Annotated in this window: 20 protein-coding genes and 1 pseudogene; 5 read left to right on the top strand and 16 right to left on the bottom strand. The window is 69.4% G+C overall.

The genetic code is table 11. From position 1 onward, the window contains the following. Window positions 1–10: 10 nt before the first annotated feature. Window positions 11–649 carry a LysE family translocator gene (locus ACFPN1_RS09010; RefSeq protein ID WP_386754555.1) on the bottom strand — a complete coding sequence of 213 codons (639 nt, stop codon included), beginning with the start codon at window positions 647–649 and terminating at the stop codon, window positions 11–13. 92 nt (window positions 650–741) lie between these two features. Here ACFPN1_RS09010 and ACFPN1_RS09015 point away from each other — a divergent pair, with 92 nt between their 5' ends. Beyond that, complete coding sequence (locus ACFPN1_RS09015) at window positions 742–1,236, top strand: Lrp/AsnC family transcriptional regulator (RefSeq protein ID WP_386754556.1); 495 nt, start codon at window positions 742–744, stop codon at window positions 1,234–1,236. Between the two features lie 33 nt (window positions 1,237–1,269). Here the strand turns inward: ACFPN1_RS09015 and ACFPN1_RS09020 are convergent, their stop codons facing one another. The 9 genes from ACFPN1_RS09020 to ACFPN1_RS09060 form a co-directional block, all read right to left on the bottom strand. Continuing rightward, window positions 1,270–1,620: a hypothetical protein gene (locus ACFPN1_RS09020; RefSeq protein WP_386754557.1), complete on the bottom strand. Its 351-nt coding sequence runs from the start codon at window positions 1,618–1,620 to the stop codon at window positions 1,270–1,272. Window positions 1,621–1,759: 139 nt separating this feature from the next. Continuing rightward, entirely contained in the window at window positions 1,760–2,551 is a 792-nt protein-coding gene (locus ACFPN1_RS09025) for a methylated-DNA--[protein]-cysteine S-methyltransferase (RefSeq protein WP_386754558.1), read from the bottom strand. A gap of 260 nt (window positions 2,552–2,811) precedes the next feature. After that, a complete protein-coding gene (locus ACFPN1_RS09030) occupies window positions 2,812–5,064 on the bottom strand; it encodes a carboxy terminal-processing peptidase (protein ID WP_386754560.1) in 2,253 nt (750 codons plus the stop codon). A 268-nt stretch (window positions 5,065–5,332) separates the two neighbouring features. Further along, complete coding sequence (locus tag ACFPN1_RS09035; protein ID WP_386754561.1) at window positions 5,333–6,691, bottom strand: XVIPCD domain-containing protein; 1,359 nt, start codon at window positions 6,689–6,691, stop codon at window positions 5,333–5,335. Further along, the gene (locus ACFPN1_RS09040; RefSeq protein WP_386754562.1) at window positions 6,688–7,350 is read right to left on the bottom strand and encodes a hypothetical protein; all 663 of its coding nucleotides are present in this window, start codon (window positions 7,348–7,350) and stop codon (window positions 6,688–6,690) included. The genes ACFPN1_RS09035 and ACFPN1_RS09040 overlap by 4 nt, the downstream gene beginning before the upstream one ends. A 213-nt stretch (window positions 7,351–7,563) precedes the next feature. Then, window positions 7,564–8,577, bottom strand: a complete 1,014-nt coding sequence (gene lipA, locus ACFPN1_RS09045) for a lipoyl synthase (protein WP_386754563.1) — start codon at window positions 8,575–8,577, stop codon at window positions 7,564–7,566. Between the two features lie 49 nt (window positions 8,578–8,626). Beyond that, entirely contained in the window at window positions 8,627–8,758 is a 132-nt protein-coding gene (locus ACFPN1_RS09050) for a hypothetical protein (RefSeq protein ID WP_386754565.1), read from the bottom strand. After that, complete coding sequence (lipB, locus tag ACFPN1_RS09055) at window positions 8,755–9,474, bottom strand: lipoyl(octanoyl) transferase LipB (protein ID WP_386754566.1); 720 nt, start codon at window positions 9,472–9,474, stop codon at window positions 8,755–8,757. Before lipB ends, ACFPN1_RS09050 begins: the two co-directional genes overlap by 4 nt. Next, window positions 9,462–9,740: a DUF493 family protein gene (locus ACFPN1_RS09060; protein WP_386754567.1), complete on the bottom strand. Its 279-nt coding sequence runs from the start codon at window positions 9,738–9,740 to the stop codon at window positions 9,462–9,464. The genes lipB and ACFPN1_RS09060 overlap by 13 nt, the downstream gene beginning before the upstream one ends. Window positions 9,741–9,827: 87 nt before the next feature. On the opposite strand from ACFPN1_RS09060, the gene ACFPN1_RS09065 reads away from it, so the two are divergent. Then, window positions 9,828–10,031 (top strand): hypothetical protein, encoded by a 204-nt coding sequence (locus tag ACFPN1_RS09065; protein WP_386754568.1) that lies wholly within the window; start codon window positions 9,828–9,830, stop codon window positions 10,029–10,031. Window positions 10,032–10,119: 88 nt separating this feature from the next. Here the strand turns inward: ACFPN1_RS09065 and ACFPN1_RS09070 are convergent, their stop codons facing one another. Continuing rightward, on the bottom strand, window positions 10,120–11,085 hold the full coding sequence (locus ACFPN1_RS09070) for a CsgG/HfaB family protein (protein WP_386754569.1): 966 nt from the start codon (window positions 11,083–11,085) through the stop codon (window positions 10,120–10,122). A 437-nt stretch (window positions 11,086–11,522) separates the two neighbouring features. Here ACFPN1_RS09070 and ACFPN1_RS09075 point away from each other — a divergent pair, with 437 nt between their 5' ends. From ACFPN1_RS09075 to ACFPN1_RS09085, 3 genes are all read left to right on the top strand, one after another. Further along, window positions 11,523–13,952, top strand: a complete 2,430-nt coding sequence (locus ACFPN1_RS09075; RefSeq protein ID WP_386754570.1) for a winged helix-turn-helix domain-containing protein — start codon at window positions 11,523–11,525, stop codon at window positions 13,950–13,952. 145 nt (window positions 13,953–14,097) lie between these two features. Further along, entirely contained in the window at window positions 14,098–16,512 is a 2,415-nt protein-coding gene (locus tag ACFPN1_RS09080) for a YadA-like family protein (protein ID WP_386754571.1), read from the top strand. Window positions 16,513–16,616: 104 nt separating this feature from the next. Further along, window positions 16,617–18,461 (top strand): S8 family peptidase, encoded by a 1,845-nt coding sequence (locus ACFPN1_RS09085; protein WP_386754572.1) that lies wholly within the window; start codon window positions 16,617–16,619, stop codon window positions 18,459–18,461. 148 nt (window positions 18,462–18,609) lie between these two features. Here the strand turns inward: ACFPN1_RS09085 and ACFPN1_RS09090 are convergent, their stop codons facing one another. The 5 genes and pseudogenes from ACFPN1_RS09090 to mrdA all read right to left on the bottom strand — a co-directional run. Continuing rightward, window positions 18,610–19,809 (bottom strand): D-alanyl-D-alanine carboxypeptidase family protein, encoded by a 1,200-nt coding sequence (locus tag ACFPN1_RS09090; protein ID WP_386754573.1) that lies wholly within the window; start codon window positions 19,807–19,809, stop codon window positions 18,610–18,612. Window positions 19,810–19,952: 143 nt separating this feature from the next. Further along, on the bottom strand, window positions 19,953–21,182 hold the full coding sequence (locus ACFPN1_RS09095) for a septal ring lytic transglycosylase RlpA family protein (RefSeq protein WP_386754574.1): 1,230 nt from the start codon (window positions 21,180–21,182) through the stop codon (window positions 19,953–19,955). After that, window positions 21,179–22,372, bottom strand: coding sequence for a lytic murein transglycosylase B (gene mltB, locus ACFPN1_RS09100; protein ID WP_386754575.1), 1,194 nt, complete (start codon window positions 22,370–22,372; stop codon window positions 21,179–21,181). Before mltB ends, ACFPN1_RS09095 begins: the two co-directional genes overlap by 4 nt. A 204-nt stretch (window positions 22,373–22,576) precedes the next feature. After that, window positions 22,577–23,689, bottom strand: coding sequence for a rod shape-determining protein RodA (gene rodA, locus ACFPN1_RS09105; RefSeq protein ID WP_386754577.1), 1,113 nt, complete (start codon window positions 23,687–23,689; stop codon window positions 22,577–22,579). A 281-nt stretch (window positions 23,690–23,970) separates the two neighbouring features. Then, window positions 23,971–25,944 (bottom strand): annotated as a pseudogene (gene mrdA, locus ACFPN1_RS09110) (penicillin-binding protein 2); the annotation flags it as partial. Between the last annotated feature and the right edge of the window lies 1 nt (window position 25,945).

The raw sequence follows: 25,945 nt of genomic DNA on the forward strand, positions 1-25,945 counted from the left end.
TTCGTTCCCCTCAGGCCAGCCGGCGCGGTTCCAGCGCCAGGCGCAGCGCCAGTCCGCCCAGCACGGTGCCCATGAAATAGCGCTGCGCGGCGAGCCACGCCGGCTTGCGCGCGAACCATGAGGCCAGCCCCGCCGCCGACAGCGCGATCAGCAGGTTGAAGGTGAAGCTGATCGCGATCTGCAGGCTGCCCAGAATGATGCTCTGCACGAACACCGAGCCGCGGTGCGGGTCGACGAACTGCGGCAGGATCGACAGATAGAGCACGGCCGCCTTGGGATTGAGCAGGCAGGTCAGGAAGCCCATGCGGAACAGCTTGGCCCGCGAATCGGGCGGCAGCAGCGCCGGCTGCAGGGGCGATCGCGCGCCCGGCTTCACCGCCTGCCAGGCGAGGTACAGCAGATAGGCGGCACCGGCGAGTTTCAGCGCGTCGTAGGCCAGCGGCACCGCCAGGAACAGCGCGGTCAGACCCGCGGCGGCCGCGGTCATGTGGACGAGGAAGGCGCACACCACGCCCAGCAGCGAGACCACGCCGGCGCGCGGCCCCTGGCTCACCGAGCGGGAGACCAGATAGATCATGTTCGGACCGGGCGTCAGCACCATGACGAGTGCCGTCGCGGCGAACAACAGCAGCTGTTCGAGCGGGATCATCGGGGGAGGAAACGACGTGGGATGCACGACAGCCTATCGGTGCGGCGAGCATCGCGCTTGAAAATACATGCGCGTTGGCGCAAAAATTTTGCATGGTTTCCGCCCCTCTCGCCCTCGACGAATTCGACCACCGCCTGCTCGATCTCCTGCAGCGCGATGCCGGCGTCACGCTCACGGCGCTGGGCGAATCGGTCGGCCTGTCGGCGAGCGCGGTGCAGCGCAGGATCAAGCGCTATCGCGCGAGCGGGCTGATGCGCACGGTCGCGGTGCTCGATCCGGCGCACCTCGCCAATGTCACCCTGGCCACGGTGCTGGTAGCGCTCGAGCGCGAGTCGGCGCGCCACCACGCGGCGCTGCACGCGCGCCTGCGCGCGGCGCCCGAAGTGCAGCAGTGCTATGTGCTCGCCGGCGAATGGGATTACCTGGTCGTGCTCGCCACCACCGGGCTGGCGCATACGCGCGAAGTGGCCGAGCGCCTGTTCGGCGGCGACGACAACCTCAAGCGTTACGAGACGCGCATGGTGTTCGAGGCGGTAAAACAGGGACTCGCCCTGCCGACACGTCCGCCGGGGCGACGCAAGCGCTGACGCAGTCGGCGCGTTCGCGCGGCCGACGCTCGTCTACATTTCCGGGATCGGGAGGCACTCCATGATTTCCACCCCGTCGCCGGGAAAGATCGCGAAGTGCGGATGGTTTTCGAACAGGCGCGCGGCCGCCTCGTGCGATTCGGCCTGCACCACGGTGTAGGCGGCCAGGTTGTTGCGGGTATCGGCGATGCCATCGCCCGTGACGCGCTTGGTCTTTCCCAGCGGCGCACCCTGGTCGACGATGGCGTCGCCCAGCCGCTCGCCCCACTGGTGCCAGGCCTGCATGCCTTCGGCCTCCCGGCGCTTGCGCTCGGCCTCGTCCAACGCCTGCCAACGCGCCATCGCATCGGGCGAACCGGTAAACACGGCCATAAACTTCTTCATTACGCCTCCTCGGGTTGCGGGACGGACGCGGATTGCGTGCCCCTGTTCCGACGACGAGCAGGCAGCGTCATTTTCGACAATGACCGGTCACGGTGCCGCGATTGCACGCCGCGGCGACAACCCGTGGCGGCGCGCGCGCTCAGGCGGCGCGCTCGCGCCGCAGCACCTTCTCCTTCAGCGGGAGGCCCCAGCGATAGCCGCCCAGCGAGCCGTCGCCGCGCACCACGCGATGGCACGGCACCACGATCGCCACGCGGTTGTGCGCGCAGGCGCTCGCCACGGCACGGGCGCCGCGCGGGGCGCCGAGCTGCGCGGCCACTTCGGCGTAGCTGCGGGTCTCGCCGGGCGGAATCCGCATCAGCGCATCCCACACCTTCTTCTGGAACGCGGTGCCGATGAGGTCGACATCGACCCGCGCCTGTTTGCCGGCCAGTGCATCGGCCACCGCCCGCAGGCGTGGCGCGAGGAACTCGTCGCGGCCCGCGTCGACGCGCTCCAGCGCCGCGCGCGGGAACTCGTCGCGCAGCTTCGCTTCCAGCGCCGCGGGATCCTCGCCGAGCTCGATCATGCAGATGCCGCGCTGGGTGGTCGCCACCAGCGCCGTGCCCAGCGCCGTGTCGAGCAGGCTCCAGCGGATCTGCTCGCCCTCGCCGCCGGCGCGGTAGCGCGCGGGCGTCATGCCCAGCTTCGCCGCGCCGCGCTCGTACACCCGCGACGGCGAGCCGTAGCCGGCATCGTAGAGCGCGGCGCTGACGTCGCGACCTTCGCGCAGCGCGGACTTCAGCGTGCCGAGCTTGCGCTGGGCGAGGTATTCGGCGGGGCTGAGGCCGAAGCGCGCGGTGAAGCGGCGCTGCAGGTGCGAGGGGCTGAGGCCGACGGCTTGGGCCAGCTCGTTGAGCGATGGCTCACCGGCGTCCAGCAGGGTGCGCACGTGCTCGAGCTTGTCGCGGGAGGCACTGTCCCGTAGCGGGAAGGCCCGGCTGGGGAAGTTTTTGACCATGGCGTTCATGGCCCAAGGGTAGGAGCTGACGGAGGTCGCTGCTATCCGATTCTTGCGATTCTTGCACTGAAGCGCGTGAGGTCCCCTCACCCTGCGCTGCTACGCAGCGCTGTCCCTCTCCCCGCAAGCGGGGCGAGGGAAGCGCCGCCACGAATGCTTTGATCGGGGGCAGATGAGAGGTGCTTTCGCCTTCAGTCGGCCCAGTGCCCCGGCTTGGCGGCCTGCGGCAGTACCTGCGCGGACAGCTTCTTGTCGCCGTTCAGCAGCTGCACCGCGTCGGCCAGGATCGCCGCCGATTCGCGCAGCAGCGGATCGGGGCGCTGTTCGGCCAGCTTCTCGCGCGCGGCATCCTTGGCGATGTCACGCTCGCTCGACGCCAGACCGTCGTCGATGCTCTCTTCGGCCAGTGGATCGATCGCCAGGCCCAGCTGCGTGCGCAGTTCCTGGCGCAGCTTGCGCTTGGCTTCGTCGCGATCGCGCTCGGCGCGGCGTTCGGCTTCGTTGAGCGACACCGACTTCTTCGCGCGTTCCTCGCGGAACTCCGCGACGTCCTCGCTCCACCACTGGAATTCCTTGTCCTTGGCGATGCGCGCGGTGTGCATCGACTCCAGCTTCGGCAGCAGCGGCGCGAAGTTGCCGTAGCGCGTGTGCGGCACGGCGGCTATCCGCGTCCACGGCAGCGCGTTGTCGTAGGTGCTTTCGCCGAACTCGCTGGCATCCACCGAGACAGGGAAGGCGATGTCCGGCACCACGCCCTTGTTCTGGGTGCTGCCACCGCTGACGCGGAAGAACTGCGCGATGGTCAGCTTCACCTGGCCGAAGCGCGCGGTTTCGTTCGCCGGCCAGCGGTCGAGGTCGACCAGGTTCTGCACCGTGCCCTTGCCGAAGCTGGTCTCGCCGATGACGAGGCCGCGGCCGTAATCCTGGATCGCGCCGGCGAAGATTTCCGACGCCGAGGCCGAACCGCGATTGATCAGCACCGCGAGCGGGCCTTCCCAGGCGATGCCCGAATCCTCGTCGCCGTACACCTGCACGCGGCCGCCGGATTCGCGCTGCTGCACGACCGGACCGCGGTCGATGAACAGGCCGGTGAGGTCGATCGCCTCATCCAGCGAACCACCGCCGTTGTTGCGCAGGTCGAGCACCACGCCTTCGACCTTCTCGCCGCGCAGCTTCGCCAGCAGTTTGGCGACGTCGCGCGTGGCCGACGCGTAATCACCGTCGTTGCGGCGGCGGCCTTCGAAGTCCTGGTAGAAACCGGGCAGCTTGATCACGCCGATGCGGCGCGCAGGCGCACCGTTGGCGGCGGGCAGCGTGATGATTTCCGACTTCGCGGCCTGGTCTTCCAGGCGCACCTTGTCGCGCACCAGCACCAGGCGGTGGGGCTCGCTGTCGAGGCCGGCCTCGGCCGGAACGACATCAAGGCGCACCTTGGTGCCCTTGGCGCCGCGGATCTTGGCGACGACGTCGTCGATACGCCAGCCGATCACGTCTTCCATCAGGCCGCTGTCGCCCTGGCCGACGCCGACGATGCGATCGCCCGGCTTGAGCTTCTGCGAGCGGCTGGCCGGACCGCCGGGCACGATCTCGCGGATCGCGACCACGTCGTCCTGCTTCTGCAACACCGCGCCGATGCCTTCCAGCGACAGCGACATGGTCATGTTGAAGTTGTCGGCCGTGCGCGGCGTGAAGTAGTCGGTGTGCGGATCGATCGCGTTGGCGTAGCTGTTGAGGAAGGTCTGGAACACGTCCTCGCCCTTCAGCTCGGCGACGCCCTTGCCCATGTTGAGGTAGCGCTTGTCCAGCGTCTTGCGGATGTCTTCCGGCTTCTTGCCGGCGAGTTTCAGGCGCAGCCAATCGTTGCGCACGGTCTCCTTCCACAGCGCGTCGAGAGTGGCTTCGTCGGCCGCCCACGGTGCGTCTTCGCGGTCGTATTCGAAGCGGTCGTTGCCGGTGAAGGTGAAGATGTCCTGCTTGAGCAGATTGCGCGCGTAGGCCACGCGTGCATCGAAGCGCTGGCGATAGGCGGCGAAGATGGCATACGCGGGATCGAGCTTGCCGCTCTTGATCGCATCGTCGAACTGGAACTTGTACGCGTCGAACTTCGCGATGTCCTGCGCGGTGAAGAACTGCTTGTTGCCGTCGAGCGCCTCGAGGTAGCGCTTGTAGATGTCCGCCGAAAGCGCATCGTCGAGCGGGCGCGGACGGTAGGCGTAACGGCTGTCGGACAACAGTCCGTACACGTAGCGCGCCGCGGTGCTCTGGTCGGTGGTCGCCGCGTTGGGCAACGTCTTGGCATCGACCGACTTCAGCAGGGCCTTGTCGCTCTGCGGCGGCACCGGCAGTTGCGCGGTCTTCGCGCCATCGGCCGCCAGCAGGGCGACCGGAGCGGAAAGCAGGAAGGCGACCAGGGCGGTCGTGACGCGTGGGGTCTTGATTTTCATCGCGGAGGCTTCGTCGACCGGCACTGGTCCGGCACAAGGATGTCGCGGGATTCGACCGGTCCACAGTGCCTAAAGTTGCCTCCGGTGTCACGCACCGTCCGGGTGTGAAAGCGTGCCGTTTGGCCGGTTCCCGTGATGGCGCCGCGAAACGTTCAGGTTCCGGCAGCCCGCGCATAGCTGGCGGAAGTTGGCTGAATGGGCGACCGGCGGGGCCCCGGTTGCTCCCCACGTCCGGGGCGATATCAGCCGCGCTGGCGCAGACGGTTCGTTACGGCATGCGTCGCGAAAGCGACGGCTGCCGATCCGGGATCGACACGGATATTTCCGCTGCCTGTGTCGCCTGCTGATTCAAGGACTCCACGCGCTGGAACGATGCGGCCATCGGCGTCTGGATAGCGGTGCCGATATCCACCTGGGTCCGCAGATGCGCCGGATCGCCGGGCGAGCCCTGCACGGCGAACGCCTTTTCGCCACCAGGCGCATGCGGGGTGGCAGTGCTCAACAGCACATGGTCCACGCGACTCAGGCCGTCGGCCTTGGCCTGCACCAGCAGAGAGGCGCTCAGACGATCGCTGACGGCGTCCGGGGATCGCCCGACCGAGGCGTCGAGGGCATGCACGCCGGCGCGGATCTGCTCGAACAGGGTGTGGTCCGGGTGCTGGGGCAGGAAGGGATCCCATGAGGCCGGCGGCGCCGCGCACTGGCCGCCGGAAGGTCCGGCTTCCGTCGGTGCTCGCACGGCCCGGCCCAACGCGAGGTGTCGCGCTCCATCCACGACCGCATCGATCGCATTGCGCGGCAAGGCCAGGGCACCGTGCATCAGCGCGATGTCGTGGCGGTACTTGTCGACCAGCGCCTGGTTTTGCGCATAGCGGGCACTCGTGCCTTCGCTGATCACAGACCCATCCGGGCCCAGGTCGTTGTCTGGCAGGAAATTGCGGCTGTAATGCGCCTCGACGCCGATCCCGAAGGCCACACCGAAAGGATTGCGCAGGTCGGTCAGGAAACGGTGGTCGTTCGCATATCCGTGGTCATGCAACGCCTCGATGTCGCGTTCGGACGCGTAGACACGGACTTCGCCGAAATGTTTGCTGGCCGCGCTGACGAAATCGGTGGCACGAACATGGTTGATGACCTGCGTGCCGCCTGCGGGAATGTCGGCGACCAGGCCGGCGGCACCGTAGGCGTCGAAGGTTTCGCCGGTCAGGCCGAAGCGATAGGCGGTGATCTGGGCAAGCGTGCCGCCGAGGGAATGGCCGGTGACGGTAATGCCCTGCACTTCGCAGCGGCGGGCGTTGATACGGTTCGCGCGGGCAATCGCGTTCCGCGTAAAGGCGATAGCGTCTTCTGCCTGATTGTTCATGCCAAGCAGGACCATTCCCGCATCAGCCTTAAGTCCATCCTCCACCAACTCACGGTCGAATTCCGTACCGCGATGCGCGACGACCATTTCCCCGGTGTCCGCGCGCTGGTAGAGCGTGCCCTGATAACCGGAAGGTCGCGTGACCTGATCGAGGATCCTGTAATTGACACCCTCGATATCAACGCCCTTGTCCCAGTCCTCGGGCGGATAGGTCTTGTAGGCATCGGCGGCCAATATCGCGTGGACGCGGGTATCGATGCTCATGAGCTGGCTTTCCTGATTGCCAGATCAAGGACGAAAAGCTGGTCGCGATACTCGGGTTTGAACTTTTCGCGATCCTCTTCGCCGGGAATCAGCATGCCGGGAATGCTTTCTACGGCCGGGTAGTCGCCATTCCAGAAATACGCACGTATGCGGTGCTCCGACACCAGATCATCGTGGAAAAGGTGGTACGAGAACGCCGCATCGTCCTTGGCTTCCGTAGCCCTCAGCTTGAACTGGGCGGTCACTAGCGACCAATGGCACACGCCCAGACCGAAGTAGTCCTCATCGACCAGCAGGTCGTCGTAGATGACGCCCCGATACGTGTCGCCGGACACGTGCATCAGTTCGATCGGCACCCACTCCAGCAGGCTGGCCCGCGTGCCCGCCATGCCGCCCAGATCGGGCAGGCAACGGTCGTCGAGAACTTCGTATTGCATCGCCGCCTTGACCACGCCGAACGGGCCCGGCGCGTTCTCGATCGTCGCGGTGATCTCATACGCGGTCGGATTCGGGTTGCGCCGGATCTGCGGACGCGGCGGCTGCCGATCCTTGACGTCCATCGACGGGGTCGGGTGATTGCTCTGCATGGCAGCGGTTCCACAGGCGGTGAGGGCTACGGCCATGGACAGGCCCAGCGCGAGTACCGGGGTGGTTTTCATGCGTCGTCCTTGGCGATCGGGGCGGGGACGCGGACGGAATGTCCGGTCCTCCAGCGGCCCCTTCATGGGCCGTGCGTGCGCAGCGTAGGCAGAAGCCGGCGCACGATGCAAGCCGCCGGTGCGGGCGATCACTCGTACTCGATGACGACAGATGAGCGTGACTCTCCGCCCATGCACTCAGCGCGCGGCTTCTGCAGTCCGCTTGTGCCGCGCTTACGCTTCCGCGTAGCCCGCTTCGATCGCCGAACGGTCGGCGTGGTACGAGGAGCGCACCAGCGGACCGGACGCGACGTGGCTGAAGCCCAGTTCGTAGCCGTAGGTTTCCAGCTGCTTGAATTCGTCCGGCGTCCAGTAACGCATCACCGGGTGGTGGTGCGCGGTGGGCTGCAGGTACTGACCGATGGTGACCATGTCGACATCGTGCGCGCGCAGATCGCGCAGCGTGGCCTGCACCTGCTCCATGGTTTCGCCCAGGCCGAGCATGATGCCGCTCTTGGTCGGCAGCTCCGGATGCTGCTGCTTGAACTTCTGCAGCAGCGTGAGCGACCACTGGTAATCGGCGCCCGGACGCACGTTGGTGTACAGGTCCGGCACGGTTTCGATGTTGTGGTTGAACACGTCCGGCGGATTGGCCTTGAGGATCTCCAGCGCGCGTTCCATGCGGCCCTTGCCGCGGAAGTCGGGCGTGAGGATCTCGATCCTGGTGCGCGGGCTGAATTCGCGGATCGCGGCGATGCAATCGACGAAGTGCGCGGCACCGCCATCGCGCAGGTCGTCGCGGTCGACCGAAGTCACCACGACGTACTTGAGGCCCATGTCCTTGATCGTCTGCGCCAGGTGCAGCGGCTCGGCCGGATCCGGCGGCTTGGGACGGCCGTGGGCGACGTCGCAGAACGAGCAGCGCCGCGTACAGACCTCGCCGAGGATCATGAAGGTCGCGGTGCCGTGGCTGAAGCACTCGTGGATGTTCGGGCAGCTGGCCTCTTCGCAAACGGTGACCAGGCGGTTCTCGCGCAGCTTCGCCTTGAGCTGCTGCACCGAGTTGCCCGACGGAATCCGTACCCGGATCCACGACGGCTTGCGCAGCACCGGCGCGTCGGCGAACTGCACCGGCGAGCGGCCGATCTTGTCGCCGCCAAGCTGCTTCACGCCTTCCTGCAACGGTGCAGGCGCGTCGGCGGTGACGACGGCGAGCGGAATGGTCTTGTGGGCGGAATCGGTGCTCATTTCGGAGATCTGCTTTTGCTCGCACCGGCCCGCGGAGGCGCCGGCCGGATCAATTCGCGTGTTGCTGGGTGTTGTCGCGCCCGGCCAGGTCCTTGCCGATGCTGTAGCCACCGACGAATACCACGAACGCCACGGCAAATGCCGCCAACGCCGCCCAAGACATCCTGTTCAGGACCTTCATGCAGTTTCCTTTGCGTGGGGGTGTGGATCGAAGTCGGCGGAGGCGGTCTCCACACGCAACCCGAACAGGCGCGCGATGTGCTGGACCAGCACCGGCTTGACCGCATCCAGGCTGGACGGGCCGCCCAAGTCTAGCATCGAGGTCACCTGCAACCCCGCGTATCCGCAAGGATTTATCCGCATGAAGGGCTCCAGGTCCATGGCGATGTTGAAGGCCAGGCCATGGAAGGTGCAGCCGTGCCGCACGCGGATCCCCAGGGCGCCGATCTTGGCCCCGTTCACATAGACGCCGGGGGCGCCGTCGCGGCGCGCGGCGTGGATGTTCCAGTCGGCCAGGGTGTCGATCATCGCCTGCTCGATCCTGCAGACGTAATCCTTCACGCCGACCTTGAGCCGGCGCAGGTCCAGCAGCGGGTACAGGACGATCTGACCGGGACCGTGGTAGGTCACCTGGCCGCCGCGGTCGACGTGGATCACCGGGATGTCGCCCGGCGTCAGCACATGCTCGTCCTTGCCGGCCTGGCCCAGGGTGAAGACGGGATCGTGCTCGACCAGCCACAGTTCGTCGGTGGTGTCGTCGCCGCGCGCGTCGGTGAAGCGCTGCATCGCGCGCCACACCGGTTCGTAGGCCTGCCGGCCCAGATCGCGCAGCAGCGCCGCGGACGGCGTCGCGTCCGTGGCCGGCCCTGCGCAGGCCGCGGCGGTCACAGTGTCCACTTCACTTCCGGATGGTCGCGCAGCACCTGGTGCGCCAGTTCGTACTGCTCACGGCTTTCGGCGCGGAAGGTGATGCGCACCGAGACGTACTTGCCGTTCGAGGAATGCTTCCACTGCACGTTTTCGGTTTCGACCTCGATGCCGGCGTCGATCAGTCGCTGCGGCAGTTCGCGCTCCAGGCCGGCCTCGGCGGAGCCCATCGCGCTGAGTTCGAACGAGCCGGGAAACTGGAAGCCGTGCTCGGGGTTGTCGGACTTGATTTCCATCGCGCCGAAATGGGGGCGGGGCCGGATGTCCCCAAGGGCGCGTAGGATGCGCCCAATCCGGCGCTCGAACCACCCTGGGGCACGTCGATGGACGCCACGCAACTGTTGCTCGGAGTGCTGTTCAGTTCGATCGGACTGGGCTTCTTCATCTACGGCAGGCGCCAGCAGGCCGCCGTGCCGCTGGTGTGCGGGATCGCGCTGATGCTGTTCCCGTATTTCGTGTCGAACGCCTGGGCGATGGTGCTGGTGGGCGCGGCGCTGATGGCGATTCCGTATTTCGTGCGCCTGTAGCGGCAGGCACGACCGCCGCGCCGACGAAACGCGCCGACGAAAAAGGGCTGCCGGAAGGCAGCCCTCTGGTTTCGCGCGTGGCGAAGCGTTACTTCGACAGTTCCAGCAGCGTCGAGGAGACCCAGCCCTTGTTGCCCAGCTCGTCTTCCACTTCCCACATCACGCCCTGCCTGGTGCCGGTCGGGTACAGCATCATGCCGACGTCGAGCGAGCGGACCACCTTCTTGCCGTCGGGCGCGGTGAACAGGCGCGCGGCCTTGGTGACCGTCACCGCCTGCTGCGCGCTGGCGGCCGAAGCGCTGTCCGGCAGGCCGCCGAGCTGGGCGACGATGTCGGTGTAGGCCTGCAGATAGGCCATGGTGATGACCTGGCCGATCTCGGTGTTGGCATAGCCGCCGACGCCGGCGCCGCCCAGGCCGCTGCCGCCCCACAGTCCGGCGCCCGCGCCGAAGCCGATGTCGGTCTTCTTCGCGCTGCCTTCGGCCATCGCCACCTGCTCGGACGAGCGCACGTCGGTGATGGTCAGCACCACGTCGGCGGTCTTCTTCTTGAAGTTGACCGCGCCGCCCAGCGCGGCACCGCGGCTGCCGCCGAGCAGGCCACCGACCAGCGCGCCGAGGCCGCTGCCGCTGGCGTTGCTGTTCTGCGAGACCAGGTCCGGCACCATCACGTAGTCCGCGGCCTTGATCTGGCCCTTGCCGATGTTGGAGCGGCCGCGCAGTTCGCCACCGGAGGCCAGCTCGCGCTCGCGCATCGCCGCGTCCATGCCCGCGCCACGGTCAACCAGGGTGAAGCACCGCGACTTGTTGACGAAGACCTTGATCAGCTTCGATGGCGCCGGCAGCTGCTGGCCCGTCCACCAGTTGGTGGCGTCCTCGGGCTCGAGCACCGAGATCGTGCCCAGCTTCTTCGTGCACACGGGGATCTGCTGCATCTGCTCCTTGCGCATGTCCTGCGCACTCTGGCGCTGCGCCAGCGCGGGCGTCGCCGCCGCGGCCAGCAGGGCGCCGAGCAGGCAGGTTTCGATCAGGCGGTGGTTCGTGCGGTTCTTCATGTCCGTTCCCTTGAATGGTCATCCATAGACGCCAGGGGACGCTCCCCGGACGCCATGGCCGATCCGTCGCGGGGCGGCCACCCGCCGATGCTACGAAATCCGCGACGGACGTCACACCAGAAACGGCCTGCGCGCCGCGCACAGGCCATGACCGACGACACCCCGAACGAAGCTCGGCGCGCCGCAGGGAAGGCAACGCTGCGTTGCGCGCGGACGGCCGCCCGCCTGCACGACTTGCGGCACGGTGCCGCGGGGGGCGACTGAATTGATTATTTCGCTTAACCCCGTGCTGCGACCGACCTATGATCGGGTTCCCGTTTGCAGCTCCCCCACGGTGCATGCCACAGGACGTGGCACCTGGTCGTGCGTTCGCGCCAGCGCCACCGACAGCAGCGGCCGTCATCGCAGCGGTAACGGCCTGATTTCCGGTTTTTGCCATGCCCGCGCGCGTCACGACGAACAACACCCGCTATCGCTTCGGGGAATTCGTACTGGATCCGGCCAAACGCGAACTGCAGCGCGACGACACCGCGCTGGCCCTGCCGGCGCGCACGTTCGAATGCCTGCATTACCTGATCGAGCATCGCGATCGCGCGGTCGGTCGCGACGAGCTGGTCTCCGCGGTGTTCTCGCGCACGGATGTCTCCGACGCGCAGCTCGCGCAGATCGTGCTGCGGGCGCGCCGCGCGATCGGCGACGACGGCCAGGAGCAGCGCGTGATCCGCACGGTGCCGCGCTTCGGCTTCCGCTGGGCCGCCCCGGTGCGGGTGCTCGAACCCGAGGCGGCGGCGATGGCCGCGGCCGAGGCGGCCAACGACGCGCCCGATCTCCCCAAACTGCCCGGCGCCATCGAAGCGTTGTCCGCGATCGGCGAAACGCCGCCGGATCCACCGCCGGCAACGCCAATGCCAGCCCGAAGCCGCGGCCTCGCCGATCGCGTCTGGCGCTGGGCCGTCGACGGCACCGCCGCGCTGGTCGCCCTGCTCGCGCTGGCGTCCTGCCTGCTGCCCTGGCCGCTGCCACCGGACGCTGCGCGGGCGCCGGCCGCGGCCTCCGGCGCGATCATCGTCCTGCCGATGCGGGTGAGCGGTCCCGGCGATGCCGCCTGGGCACGGCTGGGCATGATGGATTTCGTCGTCCATCGCCTGCGCGGCGCGCGGCTGCCGGTGATGTCCAGCGAGGCGACGCTGAGCCTGCTGCAGTCGCCGCGGGGACGCGGCACCGCGGACCGGCTGCGCGCGAACACGCAGGCCAGCTGGGTGGTCGACGGCCAGGCGCGCCATGCGCGGCGGCGCTGGCAGGTCGCGCTTTCCGCGATGGGCACGGCCGGGCGGGTGCAGCGCGGGCTGGGCGAGGACGCCGATCTGGTGACCGCCACGCGCGTGGCCACCGATCGCCTGCTGGCCTCCATCGGCAATCGTCAGCCCGACGACCTCGCCGACGCTCCCGCCGACGCCAGCGAGCGCCTGCAGCGCGCGCAGTCGGCCATTCTCGCCAACGACCTCGAAGGCGCGCGTCGCATCCTGCTCGAGGTGCCGCCGGCGCAGCGCACCGCGCAGGTGGAGTACCGTCTCGCCCAGGTCGATTTTCTCGCCGGCCGCTACGCACCCAGCCTGGCCGCGACGAACCGGCTGCTGGAGGACGGCGCCGTGCGCCGCGACGCGCTGCTGCGCGGCCAATTGCTCGCCCTGCAGGGCTCGGTGCACATGCGCGAGAACCGCGTCGACGCCGCCGGACGCAGCTTCGACGCGGCGGCCAGCGCGCTGGCCACGACAGCGGACGCCAACGCGTACGGCCGCGCCCTGATGGGCCGCGGCGCCGCGCACGCGGCACGGCGCGAATTCGACGCGGCGCTGTCCGATCTGGGCAGCGCGCGGGTGCAGTTGCTGCGCTCCGGCGATCGCCTGTCGGTGGCGCGGGTGGACGCCAACCTCGGAACGGTCGAAATGGAACGCGACCGGCCGCTCCAGGCCGTGCAGTACTACGAGAAGGCCGAGCGCGACTTCGAGGCGATGGGCGCGGCGACGGAACTCGACGGCGTGCGCTTCATGCGCGCGGTCGCACACCTGCAGCTGCTGCAGCCCACCGCGGCGCTGGCCGTGACCGGCCGGGCGTGGGCGTCGCGCGCGCAGATCCGCGATCCGGTGCAGCTGGCCAACCTGATCCTCGTGCGCGCCGAGGCGCTGCTGACGGTCGGCCGGACGCGCGAGGCCCGCGAGTTGTTGCAACTGCCGGCGGCCGCGGTGGTCCCGCCCGGCGATTTCCGTCGCCGCGAATACCTGGCGATGGAGATCGCGCGCCTGTCCGGGGACGCGCGTTCCGCGGCACTGCTGGGCGACGCCGCGCTCCGCGACTGGCCCCTGGATCTGAACCCGCGGCTGCGGGCCTGGGTCGCCTTCCGGCTGCGCGAGGCCGCGCTCGACGCCGACCTGCCCGAACCGACCTTCGACGCGCTCTGGCTGGAAGGCGATGCGCTCGCAGCGCGCCTGGGCGCCGCGCTGCACGCGCGCCGCAGCGGCGACGCGCTGGCCGCCGAACGGCATTACCTCGACGCCGAACGCCTGGCCGAAGCCGGCGGCGTGCCGGGGCCGATCGTCAACGCGGTCCGCGCGCACGCGCGCTGGCTCATGCAGGAAGGCCGGCTGCAGGAAGCGGCCGCGCGGATCGGCCGCGTCGCGCCCTGGGCCGACCAGGATTTCGAGGTCGCGCTGCTCGAACTCGAGCTCTATCGCCGCCTGCAACAGGCGCCGCAATGGCAGGTCGCCCTGCAGCGCGCGCAACGCCTGGCCGGCGAGCGCCCGATCCCGGCCGAACTGACCCTGCCCTGGCCCGCCGCGGCGGCGGCCACCGCTTCGGCAAACCACTGAGCGGGCTGCAGAAAAGCGCCCGTAAAACAATCGTCATGCGTTTGGAATGCGCCCGCGACCACGGCCGGCCAGTGTCGCGGGCTCATTCGACGCCGCGCTTGGTTCCCGTCGCAGCCGGCGTCTTTCTTCCGGAGACAGACGCACCATGAAGCGCACCAGATTGCACCTCGCCATCGCGATGTTGCTGGCGACCCCGGCCGCGGCGATAGCCCAGACGACCAGTCCGGCGAACGGCAGTACCGCCGCCTCCGACGCGCCCGCGGCGGACACCTGCCGCATCGTCGAGACCGGCGAGCCCGACGCCCAGGGCCACTACCGCGCGGTGCTGGAATGCGCGCGCCCCGCCGCGGCCGGCGCGGGCCCGTCGCTGCTGGTCGCGCCGCCGGCGTTGGCGGGCAAGCTGCCCGCCGATACCGACGGCATCGCCTACTTCTCGTCCAACGGCGATGGCCTGGACGATGCGGTGGCCGGTTGGCGTTCCATCGCCGCCGGGCCGGGCGCGTCCGCGGTGGGCGACCAGGCGGTGGCACTGGGCTGGAACGCCAATGCCACCGGCGAATGGGGCGTCGCGCTGGGTTCGGAAGCGAGCGCGGGCCAGTGGCGCGACATCGCCATCGGCGCCATGGCCAATGCCTCGGGCGACGGCTCGATCGCCATCGGCGGACCCACCAACTGGATCGGCGGCTGGCACAAGACCGAAGCGACCGGCGCGCAGTCGATCGCGATCGGCACCGGCTCGCTCGCCACCGGCGACTTCAGCACCACGCTGGGCCCGGGCGCGGTCGCGTACGGCGACGACGCCACGGCCATCGGCGAGAACGCGAATGCCTCGGGCTGGCTCAGCACGTCGGTCGGCATGGGCGCGTACACCGGCGGCGACTATGCGCTGGCGCTGGGCGTGGTCAGTTACGCCACCGGCGCGAACGCGACGGCCGTCGGCCCCTTCAGCAGCGCAGTGGGCAACAACACCACCGCGGTCGGCACCGATTCGGTCGCCAACTGGGACTACGCCACGGCGATGGGCGCCTCGGCGATCGCCGATGGGTTCGCGTCGACCGCGGTCGGCACCGGCGCGGTCGCCGCGCGCGCCAACAGCACGGTGCTGGGCGGCAGCTACTTCGTCGGCGCGTCCGATGACGGCTCGGCGTGGGACGGCACCGGCCTGGTGCGCTCGCGCGCCGACGGCCAGGGCGCAACCGCGGTCGGCGCGGGCGCGCAGGCGCTGACCGACAACAGCATCGCCGTGGGCGCGCTGAGTTCCGCGGCCGGCGCCGACAGCGTGGCCGTCGGCGCGATGACGACCAGCGAAGGCGACTACGCCACCGCGCTGGGCAACGCCAGCAGCGCGATCGGCACCGGCGCTTCCGCGCTCGGCAACGGCGCGATGGCGCGGGGCGAATTCAGCACCGCCAGCGGCTTCAACAGCGTCGCCGTGGGCGACGACAGCACCGCCGTCGGCAGCAGCAGCGAGGCCAGCGGCGTGGGCAGCGTGGCGATCGGCGCGCAGGCAGCGGCATACGCGGACAACGCCGTCGCGCTGGGCACCGGTTCGATCGCCGACCGCGCCGACACGGTGTCGGTGGGCGCGGTGGGCATGGAGCGGCAGATCACCAACGTCGCCGACGGCACCGACGATCACGACGCGGTCAACGTGCGCCAGCTGCGCGCGGCGGGCCTGATCGACGACAGCGGCAATACCGTGGAAGCGGTGAACTACGGCGTGCTCGCGACGTACCTGGGCGGCGGCGCGTCCTACGATCCGCTGCAGGGCTTCACCGGCCCCACCTACGTGATCGGCGGCAATTCGTACGGCAACGTCGGCAGTGCGTTCGCGGCGATCGACCAGACGCTGGCGTCGCTGGACACCCGCATCACCACGATCGAGAACACGCCGCCCCCGAGCGGTGGCACCGATCCGTACATCGACATCGGCGGCACGCCCAACGACGCCGATGCGTCCGCAGGCACCGGCGCGGTCGCGATCGGACCCAACGCCAACGCCAGCGGCGACGACAGCGTGGCGATCGGCAACCACGCCTCGGCCACGGCACCGGGTTCGGTGGCCATCGGTACGGGCTCGGTCGCCGACCGGCCCGACTCCGTGTCGGTCGGCTCGGTGGGCGAGGAACGCCAGATCACCAACGTCGCCGCGGGCACCGCCGACACCGATGCCGCCAACGTCGGCCAGATGAACGCCGGCGATGCGCGCACGCTCGCCGATGCACGCGCCTACACCGATCGCCGCTTCGAGGAACTGATGGCCGCGCCGATGGCGGCGATCGACGAGTTGCGTGCGCACGTGGACGACCGCTTCAGCGAAACCGATCGTCGCATCGACAAGATGGGGGCGATGAACGCGGCGATGCTCAACATGGCCACCAGTGCCGCGGGCGTGCGCACGCAGAACCGCGTCGGCGTCGGCATCGGCTTCAGCGGCGGCGAACAGGCCCTGTCGTTCGGCTACCAGCGCGCGATCGGCGAACGCACCACGCTGACCTTCGGCGGCGCCTTCAGCAGCGACGAGAGCTCGGCCGGCGCCGGTATCGGTTTCGGCTGGTAAGCGCGCCCTTCGTCCTCGGTCGGGCCGAACGTCGTGCACCGACGGCCCGACGACTTCCGCCTGCAACGCCGGTCGCGGCCGGCTTCCCACTCAAGAGTCCTGTCATGTTCCCAACCACGAACCGCTCCCATGTCCGCGCGCTCGCCGCCGCCGTTTCGTTCGGCCTGCTGATCGCCTCCACCGCGTCCACCGCCGGTGCCGCTACCGCCATCGCGCCGCGCGTCGCCGGCGTGCAGGCCGCGCCTTCCGGCACCTCGCCGAACGGCAGGCAGACCCGCTTCATCGTGCGCTACCGCAGCGGCTCCGCGCCGATGCTGAGCGCGAGTTCGGCGCTGAGCAGCGCACGCAATGCGCTGGTCCGCTCCGGCCTCACGGCGAGCCGGCCGGGCCTGAGCGTGCGCCGTGTCCGACGCCTGGCGACGGGCGCCGACGTGATCGCCGTGTCGAAGCCGCTCGATGCCGTCGCCACCGCGACGCTGCTGCGCACGCTGCGCGCCGATCCCGCCGTCGCCTACGTCGAAGCCGACCGCCGCCTGTACCACACCGGTTCGCAGCACCGCTACGGGCCCGACCTGGCGCCGAACGATCCGGTGTACGGCGCGTACCAGTGGCACTACTCGCACAGCGTCGGCGGCATGTACGCGCCGGGCGCGTGGGACACCGCGACGGGCACCGGCGTCGTGGTGGCGGTGCTCGACACGGGCGTCGTCGCCCATCCGGATCTCGATGCCAACCTGTTGCCCGGTTACGACTTCATCAGCGATGCCTTCGTCTCGCGCCGCGGCAGCGACGCACGCGCCGCCGGCGCGCACGACTACGGCGACTGGAACGACGATCCCGACGCGTGCCCGGTGAGCGACAGCAGCTTCCACGGCACGCATACCGCGGGCACGGTCGCCGAAGTGACCAACAACGGCATCGGCCTCGCCGGTGTCGCGCACAACGCGAAGGTGTTGCCGGTGCGCGTGCTCGGCCGCTGCGGCGGCTACACCTCCGACATCGCCGATGCGATCGTGTGGGCGTCGGGCGGCACGGTCGCGGGCGTGCCGGCCAATGCCAACCCGGCCGAAGTGATCAACATGAGCCTGGGCGGCGAAGGCGCGTGCGACGCGACGATGCAGGCGGCGATCGACACCGCCGTCGCCAACGGCACCACGGTCGTCGTCAGCGGCGGCAACAGCAATGCCGACGCGGCCGGCTTCAGTCCCGCCAGCTGCAACAACGTCATCACGGTCGGCGCCACCGGCATCAAGGGCGGCAAGGCCTTCTACTCCAACTACGGCACGCGCATCGATCTGTCCGCCCCGGGCGGCAACGGCCAGGAAGGCGTGCCCTACGGCTATGTCTGGCAGACCGGCAACGACAGCCTGACGTCGCCCGAACTCGGCTCGCCCGTGTACGTCGGCATGATCGGCACCTCGATGGCCGCGCCGCACGTGTCGGCGACGGTCGCGCTGCTGCAGAGCGTCGCGAAGACACCGCTGGCGCCGGCGCAGGTCGAAACCACGCTCAAGGCCACCGCGCGTCCGTTCCCGGTTGCGCTGCCGTCCGGGCAGCCGATGGGCAGCGGCATCCTCAACGCGAAGGCCGCACTCGCCACGCTCGTGCCCTGCCAGGGTGCCGATTGCGAGGGCAACGCGCGCGCGCTCGCCAACCGGGTGCCGGTGAAGGGCCTGTCCGGCGCGGCCGGCAGCGAGCGGTTGTTCGCGATCACCGTGCCGCTCGGCGCGACCGGCTTGAGCTTCCTCACCTATGGCGGCACCGGCGACGTGACGCTGCTGGTGCGCTACGGCCAGACGCCGATCGCCGGCGCCGTCGACGTGACGTCGATGCGTCCCGGCAACAACGAGACCGCACGCATCGCGGTGACGCGGGCCGGCACCTACTACGTGAAGGTCGTGGGCACGAAGGCCTACACCGGCGTGACGCTGGAGGCGCGCCACTACTGATCCGGAGCGGATCCGGCGGGACACTCTCCCCTCGTCGCCCGCCGGATCCACCGGATGCCTGCCGTGTGCACGCGGCCACGGCGGCGGGCAAAAAAGAAGCCGGCGCAAGCCGGCTTCTCTCGTTCTGCAAAACGGTGGCGCGCGACGCTCAGTCCGCCTCCCACCACATCCAGAATTCGTCCCACAGGCGCTTGAAGAAGCCGCCCTCGTCCACCGCGTTGATCGCCACCAGCGGACGCTGCGCCACGACCTTGCCGTCCAGCACCACCTTCACCGTGCCGATCTTCTGGCCCTGCTTGAGCGGCGCGACGAGCGTCTTGGGCACGTCCATCGACGGCTTCAACTGCGCGTAGCGGCCGCGCGGCACGGTGACCAGCAACGGCTCGGCCACGCCGAGGCTCACCTCGTCGGCCGCACCCTTCCACACCTTCTGCTTCGCGATCGCCTTGCCCGCGTCGTACAGCTTGTGCGTCTCGAAGAAGCGGAAGCCCCAGTTGAGCAGCGCCTGGCTGTCGCTGGTGCGCTGGTCGTCCGAGGTCGAGCCCATCACCACGCTGATCAGGCGCTGGTCGCCGCGCTTGGCCGATGCCATCAGGCAGTAGCCGGCGCCGGAGTGGTGGCCGGTCTTGATGCCGTCGACGGTGGGATCCAGCCACAGCAGGCGGTTGCGGTTGGGCTGGGTGATCGGACCGACGGTGAATTCCTTGATCTTGTTGTACGCGTAGGTCTCGGGGTAATCGCGGACGAAGGCGCGACCGAGTAGCGCGAGGTCGCGCGCGGTCGAATAGTGCCCTTGGGCCGACAGGCCCGTGGCGTTGACGAAGTGCGTGTTCTTCATGCCGATGCGCTTGGCATAGGCGTTCATCAGCGCGGCGAAGGCGTCCTCGCTGCCGGCGACGTGCTCGGCCAGGGCGATCGCGGCGTCGTTGCCGGACTGCACCGCCATGCCCTTCTCCATCGCTTCCAGCGGCGCGGTCTTGTTGACCTCGAAGCCGCTGTAGCTGCCGTCGGTGCCGGCGCCGCCGGTGCGCCAGGCGTTCTCGCTCATCATCACCTGGTCGTCGGGCTTGATCTTGCCGCCGGCCATTTCCGCCGCGAGCACGTAGCTGGTCATCACCTTGGTGATGCTCGCCGGCTCCAGGCGGGTGTCGTAACTGTCGCCCGCGAGCACGTTGCCGCTGGCGAAGTCCATCAGCACCCACGAGGTGCCGGTCACCTTCGGCGGCGGCGGCACCGGCATCGCATCGCTGGCGGGCGGCGCGGCAGGTTTGGGCGCAGGCGTCTGCGCCAGGGCCAGGCCCAGCGTGGAGGTGAGCAGGAGGGCGGCGAGGGCGAAGCGCGATTTCATGGGGCGCGGGATCATTGCGGGACTTACTCCGTCGGCCGTGCGTGCGGCCTGCTACTGCGAGGGAATGGCGGGAACAGCGGTAAAACACGAAAAACCGGAAAATCGAGGCGTCGCGACGCGCACCTCGCGATGGCGGGCCGATGCTACTCCCGCACGCGTTGCGGCGTGCCGAAGCCCAGACCGACGATGCGCGCGGCCAGTTCCGGAGCGGCCGCGGCCGCGAGCGGACCCACGCGCAGGCGCCACACCTTGCGGCCGTGGGCATCGCCGTCGGACAGCGCGGCCGCAGCGATGCCGGCACCCTGCAGCACGGCCAGGGCACGATCGGCGTTGGCGCGCGCGGCGAACGAGGCGACCTGCAGGAACACGCGACCGTCTTCGGCTCCGGCTGGCGTCGGCGGGACCGGTGCGGATCCGGTGGGGGTCGAGGCGGCCGCGGGCGGCGGCGTCGTTGCAGCGTTCGCTGCGTCGGCGGATGCGTTCCCCGGTCGTCCCGTGGCGATGCGCAACTGCCGCGACTTCATCCACGCATCGAATTCCGCCGCGGTCATGGTGCGACCGTCCTGGCGCATGTCGAAACGCTGTTCCGCGGCGCCCGAGCGCGGACCGGGCATGTCCGCGGCCGCGGCCGTCGCCACCGGCATCGCCGCCACCAGGCGGTCGATCGCCGAAGGCTCCGGATCGCGCGCCTGCGGCGGTGCGGCGTGGGCGACGTCGCGCGGCGTCAGCGCGCGCACTTCGACGCGTGCGGTGCCCTTGCTGACATAACCGAGCTTGGTCGCGGCCGCGTAGCTGAGATCGATCAGGCGACCGGCGTGGAACGGGCCGCGATCGTTGATGCGCACGATCACCGACTTGCCGTTGTCGAGATTGGTGACGCGCGCGAAGCTCGGCAGCGGCAGCGTCTTGTGCGCGGCGCTGAAGGCGTACATGTCGTAGACCTCGAGGTTCGAGGTGCGCCGGCCGTGGAATTTCCTGCCGTAGAACGAGGCGATGCCGGTCTCGACATAGCCTTCGGCGTCGTCGAGCACTTCGTACTTCTTGCCGAGTACCGAATACACCTTGCGGTTGCCGACGGGCGAGCGCGGTTCGTCGGTGACTTCGGGTTCGGGTATCGCGTCGACGTCGGGAATGTCGTCGGGGACGCTGTCGCGCACGCCGGGGGCGTACAGGCCGCCGGCGACGTAGTCGCCGCGCTTGGCGGGATCTTCCTGCGCCGGGGCGTACGGCGATTTGCGCCGCGCTGTCGTCGTCGCGGTGCCGTCGTGGCCCTGCGACTTCGCGCCCGCCGCCGCGGGCGGTGCGGACTTCTTCGGCGCGCCGGCGCAGGCCGCCAGGCCCAGCATCAGCGCGATGCCCAGCCAGGCCCTCATGCGCCGGGCTGTCCGTTCGGGGCGGTGGGCGTCTCCGCCGGGGCCACGCTCTGCGCCGGTTGCGCGATCAGCTGCGACAACTGATAGACCGCCGTCGCGTAGCGGATCGAGTTGTTGTAGCTGAAGATCGCGCGGAAATTGCGGAAGGTGAGCCAGTACTCGTCGCTGTCGCCGTCGAGCACGATCGGCGCGCCGGTGATGCCGGCGGGCACGGCTTCCAGCGGACGGTAGCCCGCCTGCGCCAGCGTCTCCAGCGGATGCACCGGGCCCTTCGAATCCACCAGCGCGACGCCGCCCGGCACGTAGCTCGCGCGCACCATCACCGGCTGGCCGCGCATCCAGCCGCCCTTCTTCACGAAGTAGTTCGCGACCGAGGCGAACACGTCGTCGAGATCGTTGAACAGATCGCGCATGCCGTCGCCGTCGCCGTCGACCGCGTAGGCGCGGTAGCTGGACGGCATGAACTGGCCCCAGCCCATCGCGCCGGCGTAGCTGCCGGTGAGCGTGGTGATGTCCAGTCCGGTTTCCTTGCCCAGCTTCATCAGCTGCGCGAGTTCGTCGCGGAAGAAGGCCTCGCGCTGGTTCTCGCGTTCGATGCGGTCGGGCGCGTTGGTGCGCGGGTAGTTGAAGGCCAGCGTGTACAGCGCATCGAGCACCGGGGTCTTGCCGGTGTTGCCGCCCCAGCTGGTCTCCACGCCGAGGATGGCGACGATGACTTCGGCCGGCACGCCGTACTGCGCTTCCACGCGTGCGAGCTGCTCGCGATGTTCGGCGAGGAAGGCGCGGCCGCCGTCGATGCGCGCCTGGGTGACGAAGATCGGACGGTAGTCGCGCCAGGGCCTGGTCTCGGCCGGACGCGCCATCGCGGTGATGGTGCTCTCGCGGATCTTCGCCTGCGCCAGCACCGATTCGATGTAGGCCGCGTCGAGGCCGTACTTCGTCGCGGTCTCGGCGACGAACGCCGCGCGCACCGCATCGCTGGGCGGCGTGGGCGCGGGCAGCGCGGCGACGATCGCATCGGCGGCGGTCATGCCCGCCGCGACGGGCCGGACGGCTGTCGCTGCGGGCGTGTCCGGTGGGGACGGCGGCACCCGCGTGGCGCAGGCGGCGAGTGCGAGGATCGGAACGCAGGCCAGCGCGGATTGCACCGCCTTGAACCACGCACGCGAGGGGGACGGGCATCGGGTCATCGCGGCCGAGGGTAGCACGCGATTCCCACGGGAAAAACCGTTGTTTTGCGCGGGATATGGCGGCGAGTCAGGTGATGGTGTGAACAGCGGGAACGGGGAACAGGGAACAGGCGCAGCTGTCACTTTGCCGCGTTGAGGAAACCGGAAATCGCAGGCAACCATCATTCCCTGTTCCCGCTTCCCCATTCCCTGTTCCCGCTCCATCTATCTCGCATGCACCGGACGATGCGCGTTCACCGCCATCACCACGCCCAGCCCCGCGAGCAGCGACACCGCGGAGGTGCCGCCGTAGCTCAGCAAGGGCATCGGTACGCCGACCACCGGCAACAGCCCGGCGATCATGCCGCCGTTGACGATCACGTACACGCAGAACGCGAGGCCGAGCGCACCGGCGACAAGGCGCGAATAGCCGTCGCGCGCGCCGGCGGCGATCCACAGGCAGCGACCGATCACGAACAGGTACAGCGTCAGCACGACCAACACGCCGAGCCAGCCGAACTCCTCGCTCAGCACCGCGAAGATGAAGTCGGTGGTGTGCTCGGGAATGTAGTTGAGGTGCGACTGCGAGCCTTCGCCCCAGCCCTTGCCGGTGATGCCGCCGGCGCCGATCGCGATCTTCGACTGGATGATGTTCCAGCCGGTGCCCAGCGGATCGGATTCGGGATCGAGGAAGGTGAGGATGCGGTCCTTCTGGTAGGGCCGCAGCAGCCAGAACCACGCCACCGGCGCGATCGCGGCCACCGACGCGAACGCCGCGCCGAACCACCACCACGGCAGGCCCGCCAGGTACAGCACGAACGCGCCGCTGATGCCGACCAGCATCGCGGTGCCGAAGTCGGGTTGCAGCAGGATCAGCAGGGTCGGCGCGCCGATGATCACCGCGGCTGTCACGACCACGCCGAAGCGCGGCGGCAACGGACGGCGGTTGAGGTACCAGGCCACCATCATCGGCAGGCTGAGCTTGAGCACCTCGGCCGGCTGGAAATAGAACACGCCCAGGTTGATCCACAGATTGCCGTGCTTGCCCTGCCCGATCGCGAGCACGATCAGCAGCGGCACGATCGACAGGCCGTACACCCACGGCGTCCAGTTGCGCAGCTGCGTCGGCGGCAGGCGCGACAGCGCCCACATCACGCCCAGGCCCATGGCGAAGCGCGAGCCCTGCGCGAACACCAGCCTCGTCGACTGGTCACCCGCGCTGTACAGCACCGCCAGGCCGATCGTCATCAGCGCGAGCAGGGCGCCGAGCAGCGGCAGGTCGAGCGTGCGCGTGAAGCGCCGCAGCAGGTCGAACAGCCAGAGCAGGATCAGCTTCATCGCGTCGGCTCCGGGGAAGGCTCGATCGGCGCCGCTGCCGGCTCCGGCGCGTGTTGCGGCGTTTGTTGCGGTTGCGGTTGCGGTTGCGGTTGCGCTTGTTGCGGTTGCGGTTGCGGCGGTTTCCTACCCGATTCCGGAGCGGGCCGAGGCGGTTGCGAAGCCGCTGCGGGAAGGGCGGATGCAGGCTCTGCGGAGTCGCGCTGCGTTGTCGGACGTGTCCCCGCACTCGCCACGGGTGCCACACCCGCTTGCGCCGCCCCCTCATCCCCGGCCCTTCTCCCGGCGGGAGAAGGGAGCGGAAGCGAAGGTGCCGTCTGCTTCGCGGCCAGCGGCTGCACCGCCGCCGGCGGCGCGCGTCCCGGCATCAGCACCCCGCCCTGCGGCGAACGCGTCACGCCCTCGACCGGCTCGGGCATCTTCTTCAGCAGCCACGCGTCGAACACCTTGCGCGCGATCGGCGCCGCCGCGGAACCACCGAAGCCGCCATGCTCGACCGACACCGCAACCGCGATGGTCGGGTTGTCGGCCGGCGCGTAGCCGACGAACAACGCCTGGTGGCGCAGGTTGTACGGCAGCGAATGCGGATCGAAGCTCTGGTTGCCCTTGCGGCTGATCTTCTGCGCGGTGCCGGTCTTGCCGGCCATCATGTACGGCGCGCCGCGCGCCATCGCCGCGCCGGTGCCGCCGCCGTGGATGGTCGCGATCATGCCTTCCTGCACCGCGCGCAGGTTGCTCATGTTCTCGGTGATGCGCACGGGCTCGGCCAGCGGCAGCGGCGTCCACGGACGGTCGTAACCGTCGCGGCGATCGTCGACGAGATGCAGCTGGCGCAGGTAACCGCCGTTGGCGATCGCGGCCGTGCCGCGCACGAGCTGCAGCACGGTGGCGACCCAGTAGCCCTGGCCGATGCCGGCATTCACGGTTTCGCCCGGATACCAGCCTTCCTTCGAACGCTTGCGCTTCCACTCCGGCGAAGGCACCACGCCGATGTTCTCGCCGGCCAGATCGATGCCGGTCTTCGCGCCGAACCCGTACTTGTACATGTACCGGGCGAAGCGCTCGATGCCCATCTCGTAGGCGAGCTTGTAGTAGTAGAAGTTCACCGAATGCGAGATCGACTTGCGCAGGTCGGTCCAGCCCGCCGCGCCGTGCGCGTCGCGCCAGCCGCGGCGTTGCCCGGGGATGTAGAACGTGCCGGTCGAGAACACCTTGGATTCGGGCGTGCGCAGCCCGCTGTCGAGGCCGGCGAGCGCGATCAGCGGCTTCACCGTCGAACCCGGCGGCCCGCCGCCGAGCACGTTGCGGTTGAACAGCGGCCGCGACGGGTTGTCCATCAGCGCGCGGTAATCGGTGTGTGAGATGCCGTTGACGAAGAGGTTGGTGTCGTACGCCGGCAGGCTCACCATCGCGAGGACTTCGCCGGTGCGCGGATCGATCGCCACCGCCGAGCCGTCCATGTCGCCGAACGCGGTCACCATCGCCTGCTGCAGGTCGAGGTCGATGCTCAGGCGCAGGTCGGCGCCGGGCTGCGCGGGCACGCGTCCCGCCGAATACACCGGACGCCCGTCGACATTGGTGACGATCTTCTCGTAGCCGACCTTGCCGCGCAGCTGCTGCTCGTAGAAGCGCTCCAGCCCGGTCTTGCCGACGTGGCTCAGCGCCGCGTCGCTCTCGCTCATCGTCTTGAGGTCGTCGGCATCGACGCGGCCGACGTAGCCGATCACGTGCGACAACAGCTCGCCGTAGAGATAACGCCGGTTGAGATAGGACTGCAGCTCGATGCCGGGGAAACGCCAGCGATCGACCGCGAAGCGCGCCGCTTCCTCCTCGGTCACGCGCAGCTTCAGCGTCACCGGCTTGTAGCCGCGCGCGACGTGGCGGTTGGCCTCGTAGCTGGCGATGTCGTCGGGCGAGAGCGACACGATCCTGGCCAGTTCGGGCAGCCACTTCCTGCTGTCGCCGGCTTCCTGCGGGGTGACGTCGAGGCGGAACGCCGGCACGTTGTCGGCGAGGATGCGGCCGTTGCGGTCGTAGATCAGCCCGCGCGCCGGCACGACCGGACGCAGCTTGATGCGGTTCTCTTCCGAACGCGTGACGTACTCGCTGTGCTGCCACACCTGCAGGCGGAAGTACCACAGCGCCAGCCCGCCCAGCGCCAGCAGCACGCCGACGAAGGCGACGAACGCGCGCCGGCGGAACTGGTCGGCCTCCAGCGCGGCGTTCTTCAGCACCCGGCGACGCGGACGGAAACTCATG

It is taken from the genome of Lysobacter yangpyeongensis, from assembly GCF_042655745.1.
GTDB lineage: Bacteria > Pseudomonadota > Gammaproteobacteria > Xanthomonadales > Xanthomonadaceae > Agrilutibacter > Agrilutibacter yangpyeongensis.

Bases quoted from the DNA above. Each gene is read 5' to 3' on its own strand.
- ACFPN1_RS09015 (WP_386754556.1), top strand. From the start codon at position 742: ATGGTTTCCGCCCCTCTCGCCCTCGACGAATTCGACCACCGCCTGCTC.
- ACFPN1_RS09040 (WP_386754562.1), bottom strand. From the start codon at position 7,350: ATGAAAACCACCCCGGTACTCGCGCTGGGCCTGTCCATGGCCGTAGCC.
- ACFPN1_RS09050 (WP_386754565.1), bottom strand. From the start codon at position 8,758: ATGAAGGTCCTGAACAGGATGTCTTGGGCGGCGTTGGCGGCATTTGCC.
- lipA (WP_386754563.1), bottom strand. From the start codon at position 8,577: ATGAGCACCGATTCCGCCCACAAGACCATTCCGCTCGCCGTCGTCACC.
- ACFPN1_RS09065 (WP_386754568.1), top strand. From the start codon at position 9,828: ATGGACGCCACGCAACTGTTGCTCGGAGTGCTGTTCAGTTCGATCGGA.
- ACFPN1_RS09060 (WP_386754567.1), bottom strand. From the start codon at position 9,740: ATGGAAATCAAGTCCGACAACCCCGAGCACGGCTTCCAGTTTCCCGGC.
- ACFPN1_RS09030 (WP_386754560.1), bottom strand. From the start codon at position 5,064: ATGAAAATCAAGACCCCACGCGTCACGACCGCCCTGGTCGCCTTCCTG.
- ACFPN1_RS09080 (WP_386754571.1), top strand. From the start codon at position 14,098: ATGAAGCGCACCAGATTGCACCTCGCCATCGCGATGTTGCTGGCGACC.
- rodA (WP_386754577.1), bottom strand. From the start codon at position 23,689: ATGAAGCTGATCCTGCTCTGGCTGTTCGACCTGCTGCGGCGCTTCACG.
- ACFPN1_RS09020 (WP_386754557.1), bottom strand. From the start codon at position 1,620: ATGAAGAAGTTTATGGCCGTGTTTACCGGTTCGCCCGATGCGATGGCG.
- ACFPN1_RS09085 (WP_386754572.1), top strand. From the start codon at position 16,617: ATGTTCCCAACCACGAACCGCTCCCATGTCCGCGCGCTCGCCGCCGCC.
- ACFPN1_RS09035 (WP_386754561.1), bottom strand. From the start codon at position 6,691: ATGAGCATCGATACCCGCGTCCACGCGATATTGGCCGCCGATGCCTAC.
- mltB (WP_386754575.1), bottom strand. From the start codon at position 22,372: ATGACCCGATGCCCGTCCCCCTCGCGTGCGTGGTTCAAGGCGGTGCAA.
- ACFPN1_RS09095 (WP_386754574.1), bottom strand. From the start codon at position 21,182: ATGAGGGCCTGGCTGGGCATCGCGCTGATGCTGGGCCTGGCGGCCTGC.
- ACFPN1_RS09090 (WP_386754573.1), bottom strand. From the start codon at position 19,809: ATGAAATCGCGCTTCGCCCTCGCCGCCCTCCTGCTCACCTCCACGCTG.
- ACFPN1_RS09070 (WP_386754569.1), bottom strand. From the start codon at position 11,085: ATGAAGAACCGCACGAACCACCGCCTGATCGAAACCTGCCTGCTCGGC.
- ACFPN1_RS09075 (WP_386754570.1), top strand. From the start codon at position 11,523: ATGCCCGCGCGCGTCACGACGAACAACACCCGCTATCGCTTCGGGGAA.
- ACFPN1_RS09010 (WP_386754555.1), bottom strand. From the start codon at position 649: ATGATCCCGCTCGAACAGCTGCTGTTGTTCGCCGCGACGGCACTCGTC.